Origin of the sequence: Sphingobium sp. 3R8 (assembly GCF_020166615.1) — a bacterium.
Lineage (GTDB): Bacteria > Pseudomonadota > Alphaproteobacteria > Sphingomonadales > Sphingomonadaceae > Sphingobium > Sphingobium bisphenolicum.
This window is the reverse complement of the sequence record NZ_JAIQXR010000013.1, coordinates 107,825-127,153: the sequence shown is the minus strand read 5'-3', so window position 1 is coordinate 127,153 and position 19,329 is coordinate 107,825. Positions and strand designations below refer to the sequence as shown.

Sequence of the window (19,329 nt, the reverse complement as noted above, 5' to 3'; positions counted from 1 at the left end):
CCATGACGGTCGCCCCTGACGCTCCCATCCTCTTCTTCGATTCCGGCGTAGGGGGCCTGTCCATCCTCGCCCCGGCGCGCGCGGCGATACCAACCGCGCCGATCGTTTACGCCGCCGACAGCGCCGGTTTCCCCTATGGGACCAAGAGCGAGGCGGAAATCGCCGCGCGCGTACCCGCCCTGCTCGGGCGCCTCGTCGAACGTTACCGCCCGCGCCTCGCTGTCATCGCCTGCAACACCGCCTCCACCATCGCGCTCCAGCATGTCCGCGCCGCGCTGGACATTCCGGTCGTCGGCACCGTCCCGGCGATCAAGCCCGCCGCCCTTCTCTCCAAAAGCCGCGTCTTCGGCGTGCTCGGCACCGACGCCACCGTGCGCCAGCCCTATGTCGACCGGCTCGCGGCCGAACATGGCGCGGACTGCGTCATGTTGCGTCATGGCTCGGCGGCGCTGGTGCAACTGGCCGAAGCCAAGCTGCGCGGCGAAACGCTCGATCCTCAAGTCGCGCGGGACGCATTGGCAGGCCTGCTTGATCAGCCCGGCGGCGACCGGATGGATATGGTGGTCCTCGCCTGCACCCATTTCCCGCTGGTGGAACGGGAACTCGCCGCCGCCGCCCCGCATCCGATGGGCTTCGTCCATGGCGGCGAAGGCATCGCCCGGCGAATCGCTTTTCTGACCCAGGACCAGCCATGGCCCACGAAAGCGACGCCTGGTGTTGCGGTGTTCACGCGGGTCGATGCAAAGGTCGACGCGTTGCGCCCGGCTCTGGCCGGTTATGGCCTCGAACGGCTGGACGCCCTTTGATCCGGAGGGGGTAGGCCATTTGTCCAATGGCCGATCACTGTGATCGCTATATTGAGACACCTATCTGCTTACATTGCGAGCGGTTATCGCTGGTAATGACGAGGTCGCGCGGTTAAACGCGGCAGCGTGGGAAGAGGATGCGCAGCGACACGCAAAGGCGCGCGGGCAAACGGGAAGAAGCGTAGTGAACTACAAACATATCTTTTCGCAGGCGATCGACCGTCTCCACGAAGAAGGTCGCTATCGTGTGTTCATCGATATCCTGCGCAATCGCGGGTCTTATCCCAACGCCCGCTGCTTCCACGGCCATAACGGCCCCAAGCCGATCACCGTCTGGTGTTCCAACGACTATCTCGCCATGGGCCAGCATCCCAAGGTCGTCGCCGCGATGGAAGAGGCGCTGCACGATGTCGGCGCCGGTTCCGGCGGCACCCGCAATATCGGCGGCAACACCCATTATCATATCGATCTGGAAGGCGAACTGGCCGACCTGCACGGCAAGGAAGCGGCGCTGCTCTTCACTTCGGGCTATGTCTCGAACGAAGCGACGCTCTCCACCCTCGCCAAGCTTCTGCCCGGCTGCATCATCTTCTCCGACGAACTGAACCACGCCTCGATGATCGCGGGCATCCGCAATTCGGGCTGCGAAAAGCGGGTCTTCCGTCATAATGACGTCGATCATCTGCGTGAGTTGCTGGCCGCCGAAGACCCCGAAGCGCCCAAGCTGATCGCCTTCGAAAGCGTCTATTCGATGGACGGCGACGTGGCGCCGATCGCGGCGATCTGCGACCTGGCCGACGAGTATAATGCGCTCACCTATCTGGACGAGGTCCATGCCGTGGGCATGTATGGCGCGCGCGGTGGCGGCATTTCGGAACGCGACGATGTCGCCAATCGCTTGACCATCATCGAAGGCACGCTGGGCAAAGCGTTCGGCGTGATGGGCGGCTATATCGCGGCCGACCAGATGATCGTCGACGTGATCCGCAGCTATGCGCCCGGCTTCATCTTCACCACCTCGCTCTCGCCCGTATTGGTCGCGGGCGTGTTGGCCAGCGTGCGGCATCTGAAGGCGTCAAGCGAAGAACGCGAAGGCCAGCAGGCGTCCGCCGCTCTGCTCAAGCGCCTGATGGCGGAAGCGGGCCTGCCCGTCATGCCCTCGGTCACGCATATCGTTCCGCTGATGGTCGGCGACCCGGTCAAGGCCAAGCGGATCAGCGACATATTGCTCGCCGAATATGGCGCCTATGTGCAGCCGATCAACTATCCCACCGTCCCGCGCGGCACCGAACGCCTGCGCTTCACGCCCGGCCCGGCCCATGACGAAGCGATGATGCGCGATCTGGTGTCGGCGCTCGCCGAAATCTGGGACCGTCTGGAACTGGAAAAGACCGAGCGTCGGGCGGCCTGAATCCAGGCGACCAGGATTCGGTCAGGGGCGCATCATGCCGGCGCGCAACGCATATCCGCGATAGAGCGATCGGCAATTAGGCAAGCCGCCCACAGCTAGCGCCGTCCGCTGGACCGCCGGTGCCAGATCGGCCCGCGGCGACACATGGAATTGCGCCAGCCAGCCAAATAGGGTGCGTTTCCACAGCATCGGCAATTCGTCCTGCTGCCCGAAATCCACAATCTCCAGCTTGCCGCCGGGCGCCACGCAGCGCACCGCCTGCGTCAGCGCCTCTTCCCAGTCCGGGATCATCGACAGCGCATAGCTGATGAACACGCGATCGAAGCCGGCCCGCCCGAACAGTGCTTCCCCATCGAACCCACAGGCGTCCCCCTGCGCCAGCGTCACCCGATCCGCCAACCCGGCCTTCGCCACGCCCGCCCGTGCCGTCTCCAGCATCGCCTCGCTGATGTCGACGCCATAAAGCCGCGTGCCCGGCCAGGCCTTGCCCACTGCGATCAGGTTGCGCCCGGTGCCGCAGCCAATCTCCAGCACGGACCCGCCCGGCGGCGGCGCAAGATCGGCGATCAGCCCATCGCGCCCCAGCAGATAATATTTGCGCGTCAGGTCGTAGATATGCCGCTGGTAGCGATAGACCGCGTCCATCAGCCCGCCATGATCGCTCACAGGCTTGGCTTCAGCACATAGAGATGGACGCCGCCATAGATGGCCGACCGGTCGCGCGCGGTATAGTCGAGCGACTCGTCCGCCCGATAATCCCAGCGATCCAGCACATCCTCGGCGACCCGCCCCGGCAATATGCTCGGTTCGCCGGCGGTGCGGAACAGGACGCGCGCGCCGGGCTTGGCCGTCCGGGTGATCTGCGCCCAGAGCGCGTTCAATTGATCGTCGTCCATCCAGTCCTGCGCGTCGAGCAGGATATAGCGATCGCACGAAGCTGCCGGCTGGCTGGCGAGGAAGTCGGTGAAATTGACATGGCGCACATCGACCCGCCCGGCCCGCGTCCGCACCGCCTCATGGTTCGCGGCTTGCAGATAGGGGGGCAACGGCCCCTCGCCACCGTCATACCCCCGGCCAAAAGCCTGCACCGCGAAATAATTATCCTTCATGTCGAAGTCGCAGGCCAGTTTCTTCAGCCGTGCCTTCAGCACATTGTCCATCCGGTCGTCGCCGGCCAGCGCCTCGAACTGGGCGGGCGGGATGCCGAGGCCAAAGAGCGACGCCGGCTGGCTGGTCAGCCAGCGCACGAACCCCTTGTCGAAGATCGGCGCCAGTTCCCGCTCGAAGATTTCGCGCTGCTCTTCGCGGCTCTGGGCATCCAGCATCCGCTTGGGATTGACGCCATGCAGCCGCGCCAGCAGATGCGCCGCGCCGATGAAGCGGCCGAGCAGGCCATGTTTGTAGATACCGCGCGCGAAACCGCCGATCCGCCGCCGCCCGATCAGGTCGCGCCCTTCCCAGTAACGCCGGGTCGCCTCGTCCAGTTGCGGCGCCACGACGTCGCGATAGGCGGCGATATTGGCCTTATTGTCCGCCTGAGCGAAAAAGCGGTGGAAGGCCGCATGGTCGGGCAGGCGCTGCGCCGCCATCAGCTTCAGCCGGTTGAGCGCGATATGCGCGGTGTTGAGATCGACCGCCGTGATCTTCGCCGGATCGGCGGTCAGATAGCTCAGCACATTGCAGCCGCCCGACGCGATCGTCACGACATGGCTATCGGGCGTGATCGCCAGCGCCTCCATGTCCACCGCCGGGTCTTCCCATATCTGGGCATAAACCAGACCGCGAAAAGCGAAGGTGAAGGCGCGCTCCAGCAGCCCCTGCTTCGACAGATGCCGGTGGCGATGCACCGCGCTGGTGATTTTCCGATGGCCAGTCTTTTTCTGATGACCAGTCTGATCCGCTGTCGCTGCCATGGCTGCACTCCTCGCTGCCGGGTCGTTCCGGCGCGGATAGGGCAATGGCATGTCGCCCGCATGACGTACGGGTTACGCCATGATGACGGCCTTTCGGGAAGTCGCCTTGCGGAACCGGGGCGCCCTCTCCCATCTTGTGCAGCTATGGCCCATTGGATCGAACCCCACCCGACCGGCATCTATGTCCGTCCTGCCGACGCATGGATCGATCCGTCGCTACCGCAGGAACGGGCGCTGGTGACCCACGGCCATGCCGATCATGCGCGTGGCGGCCACGGCCATGTCTGGGCCACGCGGGAGACGCTGGCGATCATGGCTCTGCGCTATGGCACCGCCAGCGGCACAGCGGTCGGCTATGGCGAAGAAGTGCGCATGGGCGGCGTCACCATATGCTACGTCCCCGCCGGTCATGTGCTGGGATCGGCCCAGATCGTGCTGGAGCATGGCGGCGAGCGGGTGGTGGTGACCGGCGATTACAAGCGTCGCCCCGATCCGACCTGCCTGCCGTTCGAGCCGGTGCCCTGCGACATCTTCGTGACCGAAGCGACCTTCGGCCTCCCCGTCTTCCGCCACCCCGATACCGGCAGCGAGATGGACCGGCTGCTCGCCGCGCTCCACGCCAACCCGGATCGCTGCGTGCTGGTCGGTGCCTATGCGCTGGGCAAGGCGCAGCGGGTCATCTGCGAACTGCGCGCGCGCGGCCATCACGACCCCATCTACATCCATGGCGCGATGGAACGGATGTGCGCCCTCTACGAAGAGTTCGGCGTCGCCATGGGCGAACTGCGCCCCGCGACCGGGGTGCTCGCAAAGGAAATGCGCGGCCACATCATCCTGTCGCCGCCGTCCGCGCTCAACGATCGCTGGAGCCGCCGTTTGCCCGATCCGATCACCGCCATGGCGTCGGGCTGGATGCGGGTGCGCCAGCGGGCGCGGCAGAAGAATGTCGAACTGCCGCTGGTCATTTCAGACCATGCCGACTGGGACGAACTGACGGATACGATACGCGAAGTCGCGCCGAGCGAAACCTGGATCACCCATGGCCGCGAAGAAGCCCTTCTGCACTGGTGCATGACCCACCAGATTCGCGCCCGCGCCCTGGCGCTGGTCGGCCGCGAAGATGAGGATGAGGGGTGATGCGATCGCACACCCCACATCCGTTCGGTTCGAGCCTGTCGACAACCCTCACGCAACGGTTCTCGACGGGCTCGAACCGAACGGGGGCAGAATAATGAGGCAATTCTCCCAACTCCTCGACGGTCTGGTCTACACCCGTTCCCGCAACGGCAAGCTGGACCTGATCGCCGCCTATATGCGCGACGCGCCCGATCCCGATCGCGGCTGGGCGCTCGCCGCGCTGACGGGCAATCTCGATCTCAAGGCCGTCAAATCCTCCGCCATCGGCGAGATGATCCGCGCCCGTACCGACCCCGTCCTCTATGAAATGAGCCGCGACTATGTCGGCGACCTTGCCGAAACCGTCGCCCTGCTCTGGCCCAAACGGGACGACCAGCCCGCCGAACTGGACGACGGCTCGCTCAGCCTGTCCGCCGTGATTGATCGCCTCCATGGTGTCAGCCGCGCCGCCGCGCCCGACACCCTGGCGCAGATGATGGATCATCTCGACTCCTCGGGCCGCTTTGCGCTGCTCAAGCTCGCGACCGGCGGCCTGCGCGTCGGTATCTCCGCCCGCCTCGCCAAAACCGGCTTCGCCCAGGGCTTCGACCTCGACGTCGACGATGTCGAACAGGTGTGGCACGCCCTCGCCCCGCCCTATACGGCCCTGTTCGACTGGGCGGAGGGCCGCACCGGCCGCCCGGACCCGGAAGGCACGCCCTATTTCCGTCCCTTCATGCTCGCCCATCCGCTGGAGGCCGACAGCGTCGACCTCACCGACTACGCCGCCGAATGGAAATGGGACGGCATCCGTATCCAGATCGTCGGCACCGGGGGCGAAACACGTCTCTACAGCCGCGCTGGCGACGATATTTCCGGCAGCTTCCCGGAAATCGCCGCCGCCTTCACGGGCCACGCCGTCCTCGACGGCGAACTTTTGGTAAAGGGGGAGGTCCAGGGCGCCGCCGAACATGGCGGTGCCGCGGCCAGCTTCAACGCCCTGCAACAGCGCCTCGGCCGCAAGGCGGTCAGCGCCAGGATGATGGAAGATTATCCCGCCTTCGTTCGCCTCTACGACCTGCTGATCGACGGCGACACCGATCTACGGACTTTGCCATGGACCGACCGCCGCGCCCGGCTGGAAGCCTTCATGCCCGGCCTCGACCCGAACCGCTTCGACCTGTCCGCCGTCATCGATGCCACCGATTTCGAAGCGCTGGCCGATATCCGCGCCGGCGCCCGCGACGCTGCGATCGAAGGGGTCATGCTCAAGCGCCGCGACAGCCCCTATGTCGCCGGGCGCAAGGCCGCGCTCTGGTATAAATGGAAGCGCGATCCGCTGACCGCCGACTGCGTCATGATGTACGCCCAGCGCGGCCACGGCAAACGCTCCTCCTTCTATTCGGACTATACGTTCGGCTGCTGGACCCCGGATGGCGAATTGCTGCCGGTGGGCAAGGCCTATAGCGGCTTCACCGACGAGGAACTGAAATGGCTCGACCGCTTCGTCCGCCAGAATACGGTCGCCCGTTTCGGCCCGGTGCGGGAGGTCGAAAAGACGCTGGTGCTGGAAGTCGCGTTCGACTCGATCCATGACAGCAAGCGCCATAAATCCGGCCTCGCCATGCGCTTCCCCCGGATCGCCCGCATCCGCAAGGATAAGCCCGCGCAGGAAGCCGACACGGTGGAGGGGTTGAAGAAGCTGGTGAGTTAGCGCAGGATGGATCAAAAGGAGAACGGATATGCCCTATACCGGAAGCTGCCATTGCGGCGCCGTGACCTTCAGCGTCGCGGCGGACGCGCCCACCGAAGCCATGACCTGCAACTGTTCCCATTGCAGTCGCAAGGGCTTCGTCCTGACCTTCGTGCCGGCGGATCGGTTCACGCTCGATAGCGGCGCGGACGAACTGAACGACTATCTCTTCTACCAGCACGCGATCACGCATCAATTCTGCAAGACCTGCGGCACGGAAGCGTTCGCGCTCGGCAAGTCGCCGCAGGGTGAGATGCGCGCGATCAACCTGCGCTGCGTGCCGTCGGTCGACATCGACGCATTGACGATCAACAAGGTCGACGGCGCCAGCTTCTGACAGTCTGACTTTGCGCTGTCACGTGACGCCCCTATATGGGCGCTTTCGCGCGTCGGGCGCGACCATAGTGATGGAGCAGTTGAATTGAGCAAGGTTCTGGTCATCGGCGCGGGCGGCGTCGGGTCTGTCGCGGTCCACAAGATGGCGATGAACCCTGATATTTTCAGCCATATCACGCTCGCCAGCCGGCGCCTCGTCAGTTGCGAGAAGGTCGCCGAATCGGTTCTGGCGCGCACCGGCGTGACCATCGACGTGGCGCAGGTCGATGCCGATAATGTCGAGGAAACCATCGCCCTCATCCAGAAGGTGCAGCCCAAGCTGGTCGTGAACCTGGCCCTGCCCTATCAGGATCTGGCAATCATGGACGCCTGCCTGGCCACGAAGACCGACTATCTCGACACCGCCAATTACGAACCGCGCGACACGCCCAAGTTCGAATATAGCTGGCAGTGGGCCTATCAGGACCGCTTCAAGGAAGCCGGTATCACGGCGCTGCTGGGGTCTGGCTTCGACCCCGGCGTCACCAGCGTCTTCGCGTCCTACATCAAGAAGCATCTGCTCGACCGGATCGACACGCTCGACATTCTCGACTGCAATGGCGGCGACCATGGCCAGCATTTCGCCACCAACTTCAATCCGGAAATCAACATCCGCGAAGTGACCGCCCCGTCGCGTCACTGGGCCAATGGCGAATGGGTCGAAGGACCGGCGCTCAGCCACAAACAGGCGTTCGATTTCGACCAGGTCGGCGAAAAGAACATGTACCTCATGTATCATGAGGAACTCGAAAGCCTCGCCAAATTCTACCCCGAAATCAAACGCATCCGTTTCTGGATGACCTTCGGCGACGCCTATCTCAAGCATCTCGAAGTGCTCCAGAATGTCGGCATGACCCGGATCGACCCGGTCATCTACAATGGCCAGGAGATCATCCCGCTCCAGTTCCTCAAGGCCGTGCTGCCCGAACCGTCCAGCCTGGGTTCCACCACCAAGGGCAAGACCAATATCGGCGATATTGCGACGGGCGAGAAGGACGGTCAGCAAAAGACCGTCTATGTCTATCAGGTCTGCGACCATGAAGACGCCTATGCCGAAACCGGCAATCAGGCGGTCAGCTACACAACCGGCGTGCCCGCGATGATCGGCGCGGCCCTGATGCTGACCGGGGCGTGGAAAGCCCCGGAAGGCGAAAATGGCGGCGTGTTCAACATCGAACAGTTCGATCCCGATCCCTTCATGGACATGCTCAACAAGCATGGCCTGCCCTGGCAGGTGAAGGAACTGGACGCGCCGCTGGCCTTCTAAAACTGTGTCATCCCAGCGCAGGCTGGGATCTCTCTTTTCTTCTGTGGCGCCACAAAGAAGTGAGACCCCAGCTTTCGCCGGGGTGACGGCGCGGCAGGATGGAGTATTACCCCATGGAAACCCGCGCCGGCGATCCCGCCGCCTTCGCCCGCTTCGACCTCTACCGCGTCCCCTCGCCCGCCTTCGTGGTGGATGAGGCCGCGGTGCGGCGGAACCTTGCCGTCCTGCGCGACATAGGCGATCGTGCCGGCATCAAGGTCTTGGGCGCGCTCAAGGCCTTCTCCATGTGGTCGCTTGGGGGCGTGCTGGGCGAATATCTCGACGGCGTCTGCGCATCGGGCATCTACGAAGCCCGCCTCGGTCGGGAGGAGTATAAGGGTGAGGTCGCCACCTACTGCGCCGCCTACAAGCCAGACGATCTGGCCGAAATCCTCAAAATTTCCGACCATGTCATCTTCAACAGCCCGGGCCAGATCGCGCGGCTCAAGCCCGTGATCGACGCCGCCCGCGCGGACGGCCGCATCTTCGACATCGGCCTGCGCCTCAACCCTCTCCACCCGGAAGGGGAAGTGCCCAAATATGACCCGTCGCAGCCGCACAGCCGCCTCGGTTTACCGGTAAACCAGTTACGGCCGGAGCATCTGGAGGGGGTAGACGGCCTGCACGTCCACAATCTCTGCGAACAGGATTTCGAGCCGCTGGCCCGCACCTGGGCCGCGATCGAACCCTATGTCATGCCCCATGTCGGCGGCCTCAAATGGCTGAACTTCGGCGGTGGTCACCATGTCACCCGCGCCGATTACCAGATCGACGACCTCATCGCCTTCTTACAACAGGTGAAAGCGCAGACCGGCCTCACCCTCTATATCGAGCCAGGCGAGGCTATGGCGCTGGACGCGGGCATATTGATCGGCGAAATCCTCGACGTGATCGACAACGGGATGCCCGTCGCCATCACCGACATCAGCGCCACCTGCCATATGCCCGACGTGATCGAGGCGCCCTATCGCCCCGCCATGCTGCATGAGCCGGACGAAGGCGCGGTCACCCGACTCGGCGGCCCATCCTGCCTGGCGGGCGACATCATCGGCGACTATCGAGTCCCCGGCGGCGCGGAGCCGGGCGCGCGCATCGCCTTCCTCGATCAGGCCCATTATTCGATGGTGAAAACCAACACCTTCAACGGCGTGCCCTTGCCAGCCATCTGGCTGTGGCACTCGGAAACCGATGAACTCAAGGAAATCCGCGCCTTTTCCTATAGCGATTTCAAGACCCGTCTCTCGTAACGCACGTTTCGTAGCCTCCTGCGCAACAAAATTTTCACATGCGCTTTACAGGGGGGACCCCTCCGCATATATCGACCGTCCGCTGCCCCATGGGACTTCCACCGCAAGGCAGCTTTTCGCCCTGAACTACACTGGAGGTCCCTTGAATTGCACAAGCATCCTAGCGCGCTGGGGGTAGCGACCACCCTCAAACCGGCAGCACCGGTAACGCTGATTCGCCCCGAAGCCGCCGCTCGGGCCGCCCGATTCTTCGTCGAGAAGTTTCCGGGTCGCTCGCTCTATGCGGTCAAGGCGAACCCGTCACCCGATCTGATCCGCACGCTGTTCGCCAATGGTGTCACGCATTTTGACGTGGCGTCGATCGCGGAAGTGCGGCTGGTCGCCGAAACGCTGGCGGGCGAAGAGGGTGTCAAACTCTGCTTCATGCACCCGGTCAAGGCCGAAGAAGCGATCGCGGAAGCCTATCATCGCTACGGCGTGCGCACCTTCTCGCTCGACACGATCGACGAGCTGGAAAAGATCATGCGCGCTTGCGACGATGCGACCGATCTGGAGCTGTGCGTGCGTCTGCGCGTGTCGTCCGAACATTCCGAACTCTCCCTCGCGTCGAAATTCGGCGCGGAACTGGGCGAAACCCGCGAATTGCTGATGGCCACGCGTCAGGCCGCCGATGCGCTGGGCATCTGCTTCCATGTCGGCAGCCAGGCGATGAGCCCGCAGGCCTATAGCGATGCGATCGAACGGGTCCGCGCCGCGATCGTGGACGCAGCCGTCACGGTCGACATCATCGATGTCGGCGGCGGCTTCCCGTCCATTTATCCGGGCATGGAGCCGGTCGCGCTCGAAAATTATTTCGAAGCGATCCACCGCGGCTTCGAAAGCCTGCCGGTCAGCTATTCGTCGGAATTGTGGTGCGAACCCGGCCGCGCGCTGTCGGCGGAATATAGCTCGATCATCGTGCGGGTCGAACGCCGTCGCGGCACCGAACTCTACATCACCGACGGCGCTTATGGCGCGCTGTTCGATGCCGCGCATATCGGCTGGCGCTTCCCCGTCGCGCTACTGCGGGAGGATGAGAGCGAGGAGGAACTGACCGCCTTCTCCTTCTACGGCCCGACCTGCGACGACATGGACCATATGGTCGGCCCGTTCATGCTGCCGGCGGACGTGACTGTGGGCGACTATATCGAAATCGGGATGCTCGGCGCCTATGGCGCGGCGATGCGGACCGGTTTCAACGGCTTCACGTCGGAAGCCACGATCGAGGTGGAGGACGAGCCGATGGCCAGCCTCTACACCGAAGTCGTGCCGGTCCGCCGTCGCGCAAACGTCATCAAGCTGGGCTAAACCGACTCCGGGTTCCCCCGGAGAGGATGCCTGTTCCTGGCCGACCACGAGCCGGGACATAAAGAAACTGCCAATCCCTCGCCGCTTCCCCCCAGCGGCGAGGGATTATCTTATCTGCGGAATATGCCGACCATTTCGACATGGGTCGTCCAGCGGAACTGGCCCACCGGCTTGACGCTGTCCAATCGATAGCCGGCCGCCGTCAGATGCGCCGCATCGCGCGCGAAGCTTGCCGGATTGCAGGACACATAGGCGATAACCGGCACGGCCGACGCCGCCAGTTGCAACACCTGCTCCCGCGCGCCCGCCCGCGGCGGATCAAGGATGACCGCGGCAAAGCGGTTCAACTCTTCGGGGGTCAGCGGCCGCCGGAACAGGTCGCGATGATCTGCCGCCAACCGTCGTTGCGCCCGCCCGGCCGCGAGCTTGAGCGAAAGGATCGCATCCCGCGCGCCCTCGCCGGCATAAACCGGACGCCCGTCGCCCAGCGCCAGCGCAAAAGTGCCAAGGCCGGCGAACAGATCGGCGATCGCCCCCATGTCCGGCAGCGCATCGCGCACCGCGCCGACCAGCGCCGCCTCGCCATCGGGCGTCGCCTGCAGGAAGGCGAAGGGCGGAAAACCCACCGGCACGCCGCCGAAGCTGATCGTCGCCGCCTCCGGCTCCCATCGCGTCTGCGCGCCATCGCCCTCATCGATGGTCAGCCGCGCCAGCCCGTGCGCCCGCGCAAAGTCGCCCAGCGCCTCGTCCGCCGCCAGCCCCTCGACCTTCACCCCCTCCAGCAGCAGGTCGACGCCCTGGTCGACCAGCGACATCTTCACATGCGCAGCCCGTTTGTCGGGCAGGATCGTCGCCAGCAGCCCCCGCAGCGGCGCCACCAGAGCGAACAGCCGCGGATCGAGCACCGCGCACATCTCCAGGTCGATCAGCCGGTGGCTGCCCTCCTCGGCAAAGCCGATGGTCACGCGCTTGCCCGCCCGCGCGGCCCGCAACGCCGCGCGCCGCCGCGTCATCGGCGGGGAGATATGGGGCGGCAGCACGGTAACAGGCAGCACGCCCTGCCCCGCCAGCGCGCCAGTCACCCGCCCCGTCACGAACGCGGCATAGCTCGCCTCGTCCAGTTGCTGGATCTGGCAACCGCCACAGGCCGGGAAATGGGTGCAGGCCGGATCGACATGATGCGGCCCGGCGATGACCAAGCCGCCGGGGCCGATCCGATCGCCCGGCGCGGTCAGCGGGAAATGGCGGCCGTCGGCGGTGATGCCGTCGCCCTTGGCGGCGATGCGGATGATGGTGCCGGAATCGGTTGCGTTGTCGGTGTCTGTCACAATCGCGCGGCGATAGCCGCTGGCAGCGCGTCAAGCAAATCATCCGCGACAAAGGCCGGCCCGGCCCGCCGCGCCGCCTCGCCATGCAACCACACCGCCTCGCACGCCGCGCGAAAGGGATCGCCCGTCGCCGCCAGCCGCCCGGCGCACAGCCCCGCCAGCACGTCGCCGGTCCCCGCTGTCGACAGCCAGGGCGAAGCGCCCGTCGCTACCGCTGCTCGCCGGTCAGGCGCGGCGACCACGCTGTCCGCGCCTTTATACACCACGACCGCATCCGATTGTCGTGCCGCGACCCGCGCCCGATCGATCTTGCTGCCGGGCAAGTCCCCGAACAGCCGCTGAAATTCGCCCTCATGCGGCGTCAGGATCGCGCCCGCAGGAATGGCGCGCGCGCCCTCTTCGCCCAGCAAGGTCAGCGCATCGGCGTCCAGCACCAGGGCATGACCAGAGTCCATCGCCGCCGCCAGCCGCGCCCGGCCATCGGCGTCCCGCCCCAGTCCCGGCCCGACCAGCACGACGTCGATCCGTTCGTCCGCCAGCGCCTCGCCGATCCCCTCGGGCGCTTCGATCCGGCGATTGACGACGGCGTGCGGGCCGACGATCGGTCGATCGACAGCAAAGCGCCGCACCGATCCCGCCCCGGAATGGGCCGCCGCGATGCTCGCCAGCAGGCTAGCGCCCGGCATCGCGCCACCGACCACCGCCACCAGGCCGCGCGTATATTTATGCGCGTCGGCCGCCGGCGCCGAAAGAATGGGCGCGCCCAACCGATGCACCGCGCTCGATACCGTTATGCCGATGTCCGCCAGCACCAATCGCCCGCTATGCCCCGCCGCCGGTTGCAACAGATGCGCAGGTTTGTAGGCGCCCAACGCGATGCAGGTGCCGAAACGTGGCACAGCGGACAGGATCGCGCCGCTATCGGTCTCGACCCCGCTCGGCAGGTCGATGGCGTGGCTGACCGCCGCCGCGCCGACCAGCGCACAGAGCCGCGCCGCCACGGCATCGTCCAGCCCGCGCGTCAGCCCGGTGCCGAACAGCGCATCGACCAGTTGCGTCGCCGGCGCGGCGGTCATCATATCCTCGACCGGTCCGCCCCATGCCGCCCGCGCGCGCTGGCCCGACACGGTGCGGCTTTCGCCCAGGGCCGCTACCCGCACCGGCAGGCCTCGGACGCGCAATATCCGCGCGATGACATAGCCGTCGCCGCCATTATTGCCCGGCCCGCACAATATCAGCGCATCGCGCTTATGCCCGGCCCGCCAGATGACCTCCGCCGCCGCCGCGCCCGCCGTCTCCATCAATCCATAGTCGTCGACGCCCACATCGAACGCCGCCTGTTCCGCCGCGCGCATCTGCGCGGCCGTCAGGATCGGCCCGCCGGTCATCGCCCGGAACCGGCGATCCGCGCCGGCAGCCGATAGCGATCGTCGCCCGTGACGACTTCTATCCGCTTGTCGTCCAATATGCTCAGCGTCGCCGTTTCCGCGCCATCGGCCGCCTCCAGCCCGCGCCCGTCCGCCAGCACGCGAAAGCGCCGGAAACCACCATCGGGATGCCGGAGCGTCAACATGGCGCCGACGCGCTCGACCAGGCAATTGCGCGCCCACGCGCCCGACCCCGCCAGCGCGCAATCCGCCTTGCCGTCATCGACCGGAGCCGCATCCGCCGCAGCACCGGACTGGTTCCCGAAAGAGGGCGCCTCCCCACCGCAGCCCGCCAGCAGCACCAGCACCGTCAATGCTATGCCGCCCCATATCATGCCAATCGGCTCCTGCATGCCAGCACCACCGGCCCCAATATCGACGCGAAGCGCGCCTGCCCCTCGGCATCACCGACCAGATCCTGCCGCATCTCCACGCCCAGATAGGGGATGCCATTGGCTTCGGCATGGCGGTTCATCGTCGCATTGAGCAATGTACCGGCATAGGGCAACTGGTCGCCGACCTTCAGCCCCGCCGCCTCCAGCAAGGGAATCGCGATCCGCCCGGCGCGATCGTCCTGATTGTAGAGCACACCGATATCCCATGGCCGCTGCTGCCCCGGATCGCTCGCCAGCAGGGGCGTAAAACTATGAACCGACAGGATGAAGGGCGACCCCATGCCCTCCAGCAGCGTCGCGACCCGATGATGATAGGGATGGTGAAAGCGCATCATCCGGTCGGCCAGATCCGCATCGCGGTTGCCGGGGATCGCATGGCCATCGCTCATCACCGGCAGCAGGCCCGGCGCATCCTCCTCGCGGTTGAGGTCGATCACCAGCCGCGACACGCCGCCCAATATCGCGGTGCAGCCCAACTGCCCGGCCAGCAACCGGCTGACTGCCGCCACGCCGATGTCGATCGCGATATGTTCGCGTAGCAACGCCGGGTCGATACCCAGTTCGATATCGTCCGGCACATGGGCTGACGCATGATCGCCCACGATCAGCAGATCCAGTCCGCCGCCGTCAATCTGATTATAAGCTTCGCTCATGCGCTCCTGATCCGCGTTTCCATCACCCACCAACCGGGATTGGCTTGCCGCACCGCCTGCGCCGCCGCCGCCAGAGCGCGATCGCTACGAAACAGCGCAAAGCAGGTCGCGCCCGATCCCGACATCCGCGCCAGCAGTAGATCCTCCTGCACCGCCAACATCGCCAGCACATCGCCAATGACCGGCGCGATCGCCAGCGCCGGCGCTTCCAGATCGTTGCGCGCCCCGTCGCGCAGCGCCTCCAGGCTGGACCCGTCGAGCGGACCACGATCCACCCGGTCCCAACCGGCGAATATCTGCGCCGTCGACACGCCGACGCCGGGATTGACCAGCAGCATCGGACATCCCTCCAGCCCGTCCACGGCATGGCGCGCCAGCCTTTCGCCGCGCCCCCCGACCATCTGCGTCACGCTGGCGACACAGGCCGGCACGTCCGATCCCAGGCCCAACGCCAGCCCCGCCAGCTCCCCGGCCTCGATCCGCACATCCCACAATTGCGCCAGCAACCGCAGCGTGGCCGCCGCATCCGCCGACCCGCCGCCGATACCGGACGCCACCGGCAGATATTTGGTCAGCCGTATCGCCGCGCCGCGCTGCTCGCCCAGATAGGCCTGCAACGCCCGCGCCGCCCGCACCACCAGATTGTCCGCATCCGCGCCCAGCGCCGCCCCGAATGGCCCGTCGATCGCCAGGTCGATCGCGCCATCGTCGGTCGCCTGTCCCTGCAACCGGTCGCCATGCTCCGCGAAGACGAACAGGCTCTCCAGAGCATGATAGCCATCGTCCCGCCGCGCCCGTACATGCAGCGCGACATTGACCTTGGCATAGGCGATCTCGGTGACGGGCGCATCGACCAGCCCGATCTGCGCGTCCATTTTCCCGTCAGGGTGCGGCATATTCGGGCCTCATCCCCATCTTGCGCTTCGCCGCCAGCCGCGTGGCGACGTCGCCCTCGGCAAAGACCGACGCGGCCGCCCAGGCGTAACGCGCCTCATACCGCCGCCCCGCAACCCACAGAGCATCGCCCAGATGCTCGTTGATCGTGCTGTCGGTCGGCGCCGCCGCCGCCGCGCGCTCCAATACCGGCACCGCCGCATCGACATTGCCGGTCACGAACTGCGCCCAGCCCAGCGAGTCGGTGATCGACGCATCCTGCGGCTTGAGCGCGCTCGCCTTTTTGAGCAATTCCAGCGCCGCCTCGACATTCTGCCGCCGCTCGATTTGCGCATAGCCCAGATAGTTGAGGATCACCGGCTCATTGGGCGCGATCTTCGCCGCACGTTCCAGCACCGCACGCGCCTCGTCCCATCTTTTGCCCTGTTCCAGCGCGCTGCCCTCGAACAGCAGCAGCGTCCAGGGCAACTGGTCGCCTTCATAGCCGGCCTGTGCCGCCCGGAACGCCGTCGCCGCACCGTCGAAATCCTGCTTCTGCGCCAATAAACGTCCCAGCCGCACCTGCCGATCCGCCTCCGCGCCCGGCTCCGCCGCCTGCACACGGGCCAGCGCCAGCGCGCCATCCATGTCGCCAGCCGCCGCCAGCGCGTCGATCAGTTCGGCCTGCGCGAGGGCGCCATACCAGCCATTGGCCGGCACCTTGCCCGCTTCGGCGACGCCGCCCGCCGCATGGCCCTGCGCCGTCAGCAACCGGGCCGACACGATGTGGATTTCCGGACCGTCGGGATCGGCGAAGGTCGCGATCCGCGCCAGCCGCAACCCCAGCGCCGAACCGCTGCCATCGGACGACACATCGACCGCCAGCCGCGCCAGCAAGCGCGCAAAGCCCTGCGCCGGCGTCGTCGCCGCGCCCGCCGCCTTCAACCCCTTGCCCTTTTCGATGTCGGCGCGCGCCCGCGCGAAGCTGGCGCTGCCGACCGGCAACAGGGTCAAGGCCTCCGCCTTCGCGCGCCGCGCCGCGAATTGCCCGGCAAAGGCGAGCCGCAACGCCGCGCCATCGCCACTGCGCACGGCCAGCGCCCGCCGCGTCGCTGGCGCCGCCGTCGCCAGATCGCCGCGCGCCAGCGCCTGCAACGCCGCATGTTCATCGGCATAGCGTAGACCCAGCGCCGCGAACCGATCCTTGCCGTCGATCACCGGCGGCGCATATTGCCCCTCGCCCAGCGATATCCAGCTACGGACGATGGGCGTAAGGAAAGCGAAATTGCCTTCCTCCAGCATCCGGTCGGTCAATGCGCGCGCGCTGGCCCAATCCTTGGCCGTCAGCGCCTCGCCGATCAGCAGCAGCGTGCCGTCGCGCGGCAGCGCCCCTGCCCGGTCCAGCAACGCGGCCGACTGCCGCGCCAGCAACCGGTCGCCGCTCTCCAGCGCCTGCACATAGGATCGCCGGGCGATCTCGATCCGCGCCGGGTCTTGCTTCAGCGCCTCGCGATAGCTGGCGACCGCCAGCCCCAGCGCACCGTCCCCGTCCGCCATTCGCGCCCGCGCATAGGCATGGAGCGCGCCATTTCCCACCATGGCGGGATCGACCGACGCCCCCGCCATGGTCGGAACCACCGCCGGGGTCGTCAGCATCAGCAACAGGGTCAGGCGCTTACATGTTCGGATAATTCGGTCCTCCGCCGCCTTCGGGCACGACCCAGTTGATATTCTGGGTCGGGTCCTTGATGTCGCACGTCTTGCAGTGGACGCAATTCTGCGCGTTGATCTGGAACCGGGGATTGCCCTCTTCCTGACCGACCACTTCATAGACACCCGCCGGACAGTAACGCTGCGCCGGCTCGTCATAAAGGGGAAGATTGTAGCTGATCGGGATCGCGGGATCCTTGAGCTGCAAATGGACCGGCTGGTCCTCCTCATGATTGGTGTTCGACAGGAACACCGACGACAGCCGGTCGAAACTCACCACGCCATCGGGCTTGGGATAGGCGATCTTCGCGCAGGCGTCCTTGGGCCAGATCTTCTCATTGTCGGCCTTGTGCTTCATCGTGAAGGGCAGGCCGATCTTGAGCGTGCGCATCCACATGTCGATGCCTGCCAGCAGCGTGCCGATCGTCCCGCCGAACTTCGACAACAAAGGCTCGGCATTCTTCACCAGCTTCAACTCGTCCGCGATCCAGCTCGACCGCAGGCGCAATTCATAATCGTCCAGCACGTCGCGGGCGCGCTCGTTCTGAATCGCCTCGAACGCGGCTTCGGCCGCCAGCATGCCGGACTTCATCGCCGTATGCGTGCCCTTGATCCGCGGCACATTCACGAAGCCGGCCGAACAGCCGATCAGCGCGCCGCCGGGGAAGACCAGCTTGGGGATCGACTGCCAGCCGCCCTCGTTGATCGCGCGCGCGCCATAGGACACGCGGCGCCCGCCCTCCAGATATTTGCGAATTTCAGGATGCTGCTTCCAGCGCTGAAACTCTTCGAACGGATAGAGATGCGGGTTGCGATAGCCCAGTCCCACGACGAAGCCCAACGCCACCTGTCCATTGGCCTGATGGTAGAGAAATCCCCCGCCATAGGCATCGGTCAGCGGCCAGCCCTGCGAATGGATCACCAGCCCCGGCTGATGCATCGCGGGATCGACGTCCCACAATTCCTTCATGCCCAGGCCATAGACCTGCGGCTCGCTGTCGGCGTCGAGGGCGAACTGGCGCTTCAATATCTTGGTCAGATGGCCGCGCGCGCCTTCGGCGAAGAAGGTATATTTGGCATGCAGTTCCAGCCCCGGCTGATAATCGCCCTTATGCTCACCTTCGCGATCGACGCCCATGTCGCCGGTGGCCACGCCCTTCACGCTGCCATCCTCATTATAGAGGATTTCCGCCGCCGCGAAGCCGGGAAAGATTTCGACGCCCAGCCCCTCGGCCTGCTCGCCCAGCCAGCGGCACAGATTGCCCAGCGATCCGGTATAGGTGCCCTTATTATGCATCCAGCCGGGCGTCATGATGTGCGGCATGGCGATCTTGCCGGTTTTGGTCAGGAACCAGTGCTGGTTGTCCGTCACCGGCACATCCGCCAGCGAACAGCCCTGTGTCCGCCAATCGGGAAGCAATTCATCGAGCGCCTTGGGATCGATCACCGCGCCGGACAGGATATGGGCGCCGATTTCCGACCCCTTTTCCAGAACGCAGACCGCGAGTTCCTGGCCCGCATCATTCGCCAATTGCTTCAATCGGATGGCCGCCGACAGACCGGCCGGCCCACCGCCGACGATCACGATGTCATAGGGCATCGATTCCCGTTCGCTCATTCATCCCTCCATTGGGGCGATCGGCGGGCTGCACCCCGTCCTCTCCAATCG

Annotated in this window: 17 protein-coding genes; 8 read left to right on the top strand and 9 right to left on the bottom strand. The window is 65.7% G+C overall.

The genetic code is table 11. The features are described from left to right. Window positions 1–2: 2 nt before the first annotated feature. The gene (gene murI / locus K9B33_RS13825; RefSeq protein WP_224549540.1) at window positions 3–806 is read left to right on the top strand and encodes a glutamate racemase; all 804 of its coding nucleotides are present in this window, start codon (window positions 3–5) and stop codon (window positions 804–806) included. A 184-nt stretch (window positions 807–990) separates the two neighbouring features. Beyond that, entirely contained in the window at window positions 991–2,217 is a 1,227-nt protein-coding gene (hemA, locus tag K9B33_RS13820) for a 5-aminolevulinate synthase (protein ID WP_224549538.1), read from the top strand. Window positions 2,218–2,238: 21 nt separating this feature from the next. Here the strand turns inward: hemA and K9B33_RS13815 are convergent, their stop codons facing one another. Next, a complete protein-coding gene (locus tag K9B33_RS13815) occupies window positions 2,239–2,883 on the bottom strand; it encodes a class I SAM-dependent methyltransferase (protein WP_224549536.1) in 645 nt (214 codons plus the stop codon). Next, window positions 2,880–4,130, bottom strand: a complete 1,251-nt coding sequence (locus K9B33_RS13810) for a DUF3419 family protein (protein ID WP_224549534.1) — start codon at window positions 4,128–4,130, stop codon at window positions 2,880–2,882. Before K9B33_RS13810 ends, K9B33_RS13815 begins: the two co-directional genes overlap by 4 nt. A gap of 144 nt (window positions 4,131–4,274) precedes the next feature. Between K9B33_RS13810 and K9B33_RS13805 the strand changes: the two genes are divergently transcribed. The 6 genes from K9B33_RS13805 (at window position 4,275) to K9B33_RS13780 (ending at window position 11,274) form a co-directional block, all read left to right on the top strand. Then, complete coding sequence (locus K9B33_RS13805) at window positions 4,275–5,267, top strand: ligase-associated DNA damage response exonuclease (RefSeq protein WP_224549532.1); 993 nt, start codon at window positions 4,275–4,277, stop codon at window positions 5,265–5,267. Window positions 5,268–5,361: 94 nt separating this feature from the next. Beyond that, on the top strand, window positions 5,362–6,960 hold the full coding sequence (locus K9B33_RS13800) for a cisplatin damage response ATP-dependent DNA ligase (RefSeq protein WP_224549529.1): 1,599 nt from the start codon (window positions 5,362–5,364) through the stop codon (window positions 6,958–6,960). A 28-nt stretch (window positions 6,961–6,988) separates the two neighbouring features. Then, window positions 6,989–7,336, top strand: a complete 348-nt coding sequence (locus K9B33_RS13795; RefSeq protein WP_224549527.1) for a GFA family protein — start codon at window positions 6,989–6,991, stop codon at window positions 7,334–7,336. An 84-nt stretch (window positions 7,337–7,420) separates the two neighbouring features. Further along, entirely contained in the window at window positions 7,421–8,641 is a 1,221-nt protein-coding gene (locus K9B33_RS13790; protein ID WP_224549525.1) for a saccharopine dehydrogenase family protein, read from the top strand. Between the two features lie 113 nt (window positions 8,642–8,754). Next, the gene (locus K9B33_RS13785; protein WP_224549524.1) at window positions 8,755–9,927 is read left to right on the top strand and encodes a carboxynorspermidine decarboxylase; all 1,173 of its coding nucleotides are present in this window, start codon (window positions 8,755–8,757) and stop codon (window positions 9,925–9,927) included. 147 nt (window positions 9,928–10,074) lie between these two features. Continuing rightward, a complete protein-coding gene (locus K9B33_RS13780) occupies window positions 10,075–11,274 on the top strand; it encodes a type III PLP-dependent enzyme (protein WP_224549523.1) in 1,200 nt (399 codons plus the stop codon). A gap of 110 nt (window positions 11,275–11,384) precedes the next feature. On the opposite strand, the gene K9B33_RS13775 is transcribed toward K9B33_RS13780, so the two are convergent. The 7 genes from K9B33_RS13775 to K9B33_RS13745 are packed head-to-tail and all read right to left on the bottom strand — an operon-like array spanning window position 11,385 to window position 19,278. Further along, window positions 11,385–12,602, bottom strand: a complete 1,218-nt coding sequence (locus tag K9B33_RS13775; RefSeq protein ID WP_224549522.1) for a class I SAM-dependent RNA methyltransferase — start codon at window positions 12,600–12,602, stop codon at window positions 11,385–11,387. Beyond that, the gene (locus K9B33_RS13770) at window positions 12,599–13,990 is read right to left on the bottom strand and encodes an NAD(P)H-hydrate dehydratase (RefSeq protein ID WP_224549521.1); all 1,392 of its coding nucleotides are present in this window, start codon (window positions 13,988–13,990) and stop codon (window positions 12,599–12,601) included. Before K9B33_RS13770 ends, K9B33_RS13775 begins: the two co-directional genes overlap by 4 nt. Continuing rightward, entirely contained in the window at window positions 13,987–14,382 is a 396-nt protein-coding gene (locus tag K9B33_RS13765) for a hypothetical protein (RefSeq protein ID WP_224549520.1), read from the bottom strand. The genes K9B33_RS13770 and K9B33_RS13765 overlap by 4 nt, the downstream gene beginning before the upstream one ends. Next, complete coding sequence (locus tag K9B33_RS13760; RefSeq protein WP_224549519.1) at window positions 14,361–15,077, bottom strand: N-formylglutamate amidohydrolase; 717 nt, start codon at window positions 15,075–15,077, stop codon at window positions 14,361–14,363. The genes K9B33_RS13765 and K9B33_RS13760 overlap by 22 nt, the downstream gene beginning before the upstream one ends. Next, the gene (locus K9B33_RS13755; RefSeq protein ID WP_224549518.1) at window positions 15,074–15,973 is read right to left on the bottom strand and encodes a 4-(cytidine 5'-diphospho)-2-C-methyl-D-erythritol kinase; all 900 of its coding nucleotides are present in this window, start codon (window positions 15,971–15,973) and stop codon (window positions 15,074–15,076) included. Before K9B33_RS13755 ends, K9B33_RS13760 begins: the two co-directional genes overlap by 4 nt. Then, window positions 15,960–17,606, bottom strand: a complete 1,647-nt coding sequence (locus K9B33_RS13750; RefSeq protein WP_224549580.1) for a tetratricopeptide repeat protein — start codon at window positions 17,604–17,606, stop codon at window positions 15,960–15,962. Before K9B33_RS13750 ends, K9B33_RS13755 begins: the two co-directional genes overlap by 14 nt. 19 nt (window positions 17,607–17,625) lie before the next feature. Continuing rightward, window positions 17,626–19,278 carry an electron transfer flavoprotein-ubiquinone oxidoreductase gene (locus tag K9B33_RS13745; protein WP_224549517.1) on the bottom strand — a complete coding sequence of 551 codons (1,653 nt, stop codon included), beginning with the start codon at window positions 19,276–19,278 and terminating at the stop codon, window positions 17,626–17,628. Window positions 19,279–19,329: the final 51 nt, after the last annotated feature.

Coding starts and splice junctions, on each gene's coding strand:
- murI (WP_224549540.1), top strand. CDS start 3: ATGACGGTCGCCCCTGACGCTCCCATCCTCTTCTTCGATTCCGGCGTA.
- K9B33_RS13810 (WP_224549534.1), bottom strand. CDS start 4,130: ATGGCAGCGACAGCGGATCAGACTGGTCATCAGAAAAAGACTGGCCAT.
- K9B33_RS13805 (WP_224549532.1), top strand. CDS start 4,275: ATGGCCCATTGGATCGAACCCCACCCGACCGGCATCTATGTCCGTCCT.
- K9B33_RS13800 (WP_224549529.1), top strand. CDS start 5,362: ATGAGGCAATTCTCCCAACTCCTCGACGGTCTGGTCTACACCCGTTCC.
- K9B33_RS13795 (WP_224549527.1), top strand. CDS start 6,989: ATGCCCTATACCGGAAGCTGCCATTGCGGCGCCGTGACCTTCAGCGTC.
- K9B33_RS13785 (WP_224549524.1), top strand. CDS start 8,755: ATGGAAACCCGCGCCGGCGATCCCGCCGCCTTCGCCCGCTTCGACCTC.
- K9B33_RS13770 (WP_224549521.1), bottom strand. CDS start 13,990: ATGACCGGCGGGCCGATCCTGACGGCCGCGCAGATGCGCGCGGCGGAA.
- K9B33_RS13765 (WP_224549520.1), bottom strand. CDS start 14,382: ATGCAGGAGCCGATTGGCATGATATGGGGCGGCATAGCATTGACGGTG.
- K9B33_RS13760 (WP_224549519.1), bottom strand. CDS start 15,077: ATGAGCGAAGCTTATAATCAGATTGACGGCGGCGGACTGGATCTGCTG.
- K9B33_RS13755 (WP_224549518.1), bottom strand. CDS start 15,973: ATGCCGCACCCTGACGGGAAAATGGACGCGCAGATCGGGCTGGTCGAT.
- K9B33_RS13750 (WP_224549580.1), bottom strand. CDS start 17,606: ATGCTGACGACCCCGGCGGTGGTTCCGACCATGGCGGGGGCGTCGGTC.
- K9B33_RS13745 (WP_224549517.1), bottom strand. CDS start 19,278: ATGAGCGAACGGGAATCGATGCCCTATGACATCGTGATCGTCGGCGGT.